This is a genomic window from Candidatus Borrarchaeum sp. (assembly GCF_019058535.1).
Classification (GTDB): domain Archaea; phylum Asgardarchaeota; class Sifarchaeia; order Borrarchaeales; family Borrarchaeaceae; genus Borrarchaeum; species Borrarchaeum weybense.
The window spans coordinates 1-5764 of sequence record NZ_JAHPYX010000246.1 but is presented as its reverse complement, the minus strand read 5'-3'; the positions used below and the strand labels follow the sequence as shown (position 1 = coordinate 5764).

The window sequence follows — 5764 nt, the reverse complement described above, 5'->3', positions numbered from 1 at the left end:
GGTTCAGGTTCATAATCAGGGAATAATAATTTAATGAACGGAGTTAATTGAGTTATAGGCTTCTCTTGGCACTTACGTATTAAATCTTCGGCTTCTTCTTGATTAAGTTCGATTACCATGATATTATTCCCAGCAGACTCACGTACTTGCATATATTTATTGCCTTTAGTCCCAGATGGAGTTATAAGGCAACCTTTAGTAATAACCCCATTTTTAATGGCGTCATGTAACCGCCGTATTGCATAATAAGCTGCAACACCACCGGGTTTATCAAATGACTTGACAGAAGGCACTTCTACACCTATGAGCATGTAAGGTCCTCGCTTAATAGTACCGCCTAGTTTTTGCTTCTTTTTATCTATAATAAATTCAAAATCTAGGTCCAAAGAGATCTCATTAAGTTTTCCTAAATTCCGCGCTATTGCTTGTACTGAGCATAATGCGCCGCCTACAATACTACCTGGATTGACATCAATTGCAAGAATTTCTGCAAGTTCAACGCTTGGAGTGACTTCTTTGCCAACTTCTTGAGTTACAGCCATAGTTGTTTCAGCTGTTGCTACTTCTACTTGCGCAGGTGGAATAACTCCTACTGCCTCTGGCAGTGTCAAATCAGGTTCTATATAAGAATCTGTTTTCTCATCGATTGCCTTTCGGATAAGCTTAATCGAGTCTCGTGGATTTCCTTTAGATCTGTGGTAAATCTTATCAAAGACAAATTCCGCTAATGGGAAGAATTTATCTTCAGGATCTGGTAAGTTATTAACGTCCCAGAAGTGGTTCATTGCTCGTACATAGAATTCCTTTATGTCCTCAACTTTAAAGGGATAAAGACGCAGGGTAGATTCCATCCTGGAACGCATAGCAGAGTCTGCCAATGACTCTATTTTGTCCCAAACTTCAAGAAGACATGATGCAATAATTACAACGTTCTGTAACTCATTATAGAGACGTTTCATAGTTTCCCAGAGTCTTGTTTCAGAATCTTCACCAAACATTCTGAAGGGGATTTCAAGCTCGTCAAAATAAAGGATAATTGGTCTGTCCATATTTTCCACAAAAAGCTTGATCGCAGCTAAACATACATCATCGTCTTCGATAAGAGATTTTACTCCAATTTTATCCATTTCATCTTCTGAAATTGCCTCACCAAGAAGCCAAGCCTCAGCAATTTGTAATTCTTCTATTTGTCCTGTTTTTTTTCCCAGTCCAAACAGGATAATTGCTTTTAGTACATCTACGTTTAGACCAGGATAAAACCGCATTGCAGTTCGCGCAACCTGCTCTGCAGAAACATAAGAGAAACCCCTTCTCATACTTTCAGTAGCACCAAAATCGGTGAGTATCTTCTCAGCGACTATCTTAAGGATTTCTATACCAACTTCGTCCATTAAAGCCGTGTAAACGTGTAAAAGGATACGTGTTGGAGAAGGGGGACTAGGAACGTAGACTGTAATATAATTCATGTCCTGCGGAGCAATATCCTTTGATTTCAGAACCCAGTAAAAATGTGTTTTGCCAGATCCAGCATTCCCTACAATAGGCAGAAATCTTGCCGACTGATCTGACAACGTAAACCTTATTGCTCGCATGGCGCCTCTTTCAACTTCCATTCGAGGACCTGGAATGTCGACTACATCCTCTATGTCTCCTCGGGAAACATAACGGTCAAAAGGTGTTGGAGTTGTTTTGATCACTTCAAAATACATTTCTTGCTCATCATCATCCATTATAATCAAAACCCATCCAGTTATCTTATTTCATAATTAGAGAAATCTTATCTGACTCAAAATGTGCTCAGTATATTCATAAAGGTTCCGTCTTTTCTCGCTCTTATTTTTGAGGACAGCTTGAAAAAAGATATATTAGTTAGACTTGAAAATGTCTTTGTAACATCCTTATATGGCACATCAAGGAATTTTCTTCTTGAAGTATAAAAAGTCCTCTAAGAGATAAGATCTTATGTAGTAGATTCCATAGATGTTATTGATCTTGAATAACAACTACACAGATCATATGAGAGATGCTCAAATGCGTATAGGTATTATAACAAACCTTGAAAAGAGTTTTGAAGTTCAGGAATTAGTTAATTCATTGCAGAACAGACAAATTACACCTTTGATCTTTTCGTTTGATCAACTTGCTGCAAATATTGGCTTTGAGAGAGACACTATTCAACTGAAGGACATAAATCTCTTGGATGAATTGGATGCACTAATCGTTAGAGGACCTCCTATGGGTACGTTAGAACAAATAACTGCTAAATTGGATATTTTATACAAATTAGAAGGTCTAGGAATTACGATTATCAATTCCCCTAAAGCAATTGAAGTGTCTGGGGATAAATTTCTTTCAGGAATTCGACTTGCAGAAGTTGGTTTACCAGTACCTAAAAGTATAGTAACTGAGACTCTAGATGCCGCACTCGATGGCTTCTCAAATTTGGGGGAAGACGTAATTGTAAAACCAATTATTGGGAGTAGAGGGCGAGGAGTTGTAAGAATAACAGATCGGGAAATTGCTTGGCGTATATTTGATACGTTAATTCGCTCTAATCAAGTCATTTTCATGCAAGAATACCTTCCTCATGGATTACAAGATATTAGAACTCTTGTTGTTGGCAATACGGTAACTGCTGCAATGTATCGGTTATCTAATAACTGGAAATCTAATATAAGTGAAGGTGCTATACCAAAACCTTGCAAGATTGATGAATCATTGGAACAACTGAGTATAGATGCTTCTAAAACTCTTGGGTGTGAACTGGCTGGAATCGATTTAGTTGAAGTAAAAAACACAAGATATGTTATAGAGGTAAATCCAAGTCCTGGATGGAAGGGATTACAAAGCGTTACCGAACATTCGATTGCTGATGCGATCATTAACAAAATATTAACAAAGATAGCGTGATTTAACTCAATCCTTGAAATAAATTGGGAGCAAAGGAGGAATTGGTAACATCATTTCTTGATATTGCTAGATTTTTTCCTCTTAAAATAATATGAATCTTCTAATGGTTTGTTAAAACTGATTAGAGAGTGTGAATTTGAAGATAGGAGTTGCAATTTCGTCATCAGGACAGACACTTCGTTGGCATGAATTGCAGTTAAAACGTGCATTGGATAAGAAAAATATCTCTACAGTTTTCTTCCCAATAAAAGATACAATAGCAAATTATAGTAGATCCACTTTAGGTGTTCATTATAACAACTCTAATTTAATTAATGAACTAAGCGGCGTCCTAGTTAGGGGGCCAGGAATCGGCGTTTTGGAACAAATCTATTTTCGAATGAATGTGGTTAGACTCTTTGAGCACTCAGGTACTTATGTCATTAATTCGGCAAAAGCAATTGAGCAAGCAAGTGACAAATTATTTACGTCTATGGCTTTAGACGGGGCAAATATTTCAGTACCTCCAACCATGGTGGCACAGAAAATCGATGACGCAATGAATTTCTTTAAAAGCTATAAAGATATAGTAATAAAGCCGTTGTTTGGTTCAATGGGCCAGGGGATTACTCGCATAACAGATGAGGACACAGCATATTTAATATTTGAAACTTTAGAGCAATTTGATTTGATCATTTATCTCCAGAAATTTATTCCACATGGAAATCGAGATATTAGAGCCTTGGTGATAGGAGATCAAGTTATTGCAGCTATGTATCGAGTTGCAGAAAACAATGGTTGGAAAACGAATGTAAGTCTAGGAGCTACTCCTGAAGTGTGTGAGCTGAATGAGAAGTTAAAAAAAATCTGCGTTAGAGCTGCTCAAATAGCAGGTTGCGAAATCGCAGGAATTGATATAATGATCCCCGAAAATGAACAGGATACTGATTACTATCTACTTGAAGTAAATGCATGTCCTGCATGGGAAGGTCTGCAGAAAACTACAACATTAAACATAGCTGAAGTTATTGTAGATTATATAGCAACCAGAGTATAACGAAGAGCACATTGAAGGACAAATCTCGATGAATACCACAATAGCGATTTTATCCGGAGGAAAATCTCATAGACTTAAGTCAGTTGTCCCAGACAAAGGTTTACTATTGCTGAACAACAAACCAATGATTTTATGGGTGATAGAGGTTATTCAAGAACTCTCTAATAACATTCTAGTCATCGTAAGTTCAGAAAGTCAAAAAGAAAAATATCTTGAAGTTATAGAAAATCTTGCAGAAATGGTGATAGACAAAAGAGAGTCTATTAGGAGTTCCTTGCTGGGTGCACACGCAGCATTCATGCATGCAAGTGGGAAATACACCATTTTATTACCTAACGATACGCCTTTATTAAATCGAGATGCCTTACTCCTATTAATAGAATTATGTGAAGACTATGATGTGGTATTACCCCGATGGCCAAACGGATTTATCGAGCCCTTACATGCCATTTACAGGACAGAAATTGCAAGAAAAAGATCAACGGAACTGATACAGAAAAACCAATATAAACTAGATGGTCTGCTACAAAATGCAAACGTTTTGTATATCAATACTGAGATTTTCAAACAATTTGACCCTCAACTTAATATGTTTTTCAACGTAAATACCCCAGGTGATCTGAAGAAACTAAAAGGTTTAGTCAAAAAGCCTCAAAGGAGATAAGATGAATTGGAACTCCCGAAAATTGAAATTTTTCCAATCCCCGGTATACCTATCATACGAGAAGGGGATAATACTGGAGAAATAATATGCCAATGTATAAACAACACGCGGATTGCTTTACAAGAAGAGGATATAATAGTTATAGCCCATGCGATAGTTTCAAGAGCGGAAGGAAGATTGGTAGATTTAAGGACGGTCATACCTTCTGAGTTTGCACAAACGATTTCAGATCAATGCGATAAAGACCCAAGACATGTAGAAGTGATTCTCAGTCAAGCAAAGTCAATCGTACGGATGAAAGATGGAATATTAATAGTTGAATCAAAAACACCAGCAGGATGGGTAATGGCAAACGCAGGAGTAGATCAATCTAATTCTCTTGGAGAAAACTTTGCTCTTCTTTTACCAGAGAATCCAGATCGTTCCGCAGAAACAATTAGAAAAAAAATACAAGAAGAATATGGGGTTGAAGTAGCAGTAATTATTACAGATACTTTTGGCAGAGCACTGCGTTCAGCTGCAGTTAATGTAGCTATTGGGGCATCAGGGATTAAACCGATCCTAGACTTAAGAGGAGTGAAAGATCTCTTCGGCTATACATTGACTAGCACTTGCGTTGCGATCGCAGATGAACTCGCTTCAGCTGCAGAGTTAATTAGTGGACAATCAAATGAGGGGTTTCCTGTTATTGTAATTCGTGGATACAAATATCAAAAGGGAACAGAATCTGCATTGTTGCTTGCTAGGCCAAGAGAAAACGCTCTCTTTTGGTGACTGCGAAATATGATAAAAAAGATTATAACTATCATCTAAAATTCAAAAATATCCGTAAAAGTTGATATAAATGAAGGGTGACAACACCGAACTAAGAAAATGGCCTCCAGTTTCGGGTGATTGGGTACTAGGTAATCCAAACGCTCATATCGCTATTATGACTTGCGGATCATATGAGTTGCCAAGTCATCTTGTAAACTCAAATAAAGATTATGTCGCAATTGCAGGTTTTTGTGAAGTTGAGAATGAGGGTATAGCAAAAATATTACAAAATATATGCTCTAACGCATCTATTCGTGTACTAGTCGTCGCCGGCGAGAGAGTAAAAGGACATGAGCCCGGACAGAGTATTATTAGCCTCTATGAGAACGGCATTGATG

The 5764-nt window shown here is 37.5% G+C and carries 5 protein-coding genes and 1 pseudogene; 5 read left to right on the top strand and 1 reads right to left on the bottom strand.

What is annotated here, in order from left to right; all coding sequences use genetic code 11:
- Nucleotides 1-1730, bottom strand: a 1730-nt coding sequence (locus QVB70_RS15210; protein WP_287588009.1) for a hypothetical protein, incomplete at its 3' end; no start/stop codon positions are given.
- Nucleotides 1731-2031: 301 nt separating this feature from the next.
- On the opposite strand from QVB70_RS15210, the gene QVB70_RS15205 reads away from it, so the two are divergent.
- The 5 genes and pseudogenes from QVB70_RS15205 to QVB70_RS15185 form a co-directional block, all read left to right on the top strand.
- Nucleotides 2032-2910 (top strand): RimK family alpha-L-glutamate ligase, encoded by an 879-nt coding sequence (locus QVB70_RS15205; protein WP_287588008.1) that lies wholly within the window; start codon nt 2032-2034, stop codon nt 2908-2910.
- A 136-nt stretch (nt 2911-3046) separates the two neighbouring features.
- A complete protein-coding gene (locus tag QVB70_RS15200; protein WP_287588007.1) occupies nt 3047-3946 on the top strand; it encodes a RimK family alpha-L-glutamate ligase in 900 nt (299 codons plus the stop codon).
- Between the two features lie 28 nt (nt 3947-3974).
- The gene (locus QVB70_RS15195; protein ID WP_287588005.1) at nt 3975-4610 is read left to right on the top strand and encodes a molybdenum cofactor guanylyltransferase; all 636 of its coding nucleotides are present in this window, start codon (nt 3975-3977) and stop codon (nt 4608-4610) included.
- Nucleotides 4611-4616: 6 nt separating this feature from the next.
- A complete protein-coding gene (cofE, locus tag QVB70_RS15190; RefSeq protein ID WP_287588003.1) occupies nt 4617-5384 on the top strand; it encodes a coenzyme F420-0:L-glutamate ligase in 768 nt (255 codons plus the stop codon).
- A 70-nt stretch (nt 5385-5454) separates the two neighbouring features.
- Nucleotides 5455-5764 (top strand): annotated as a pseudogene (locus QVB70_RS15185) (tetrahydromethanopterin S-methyltransferase subunit A); the annotation flags it as partial.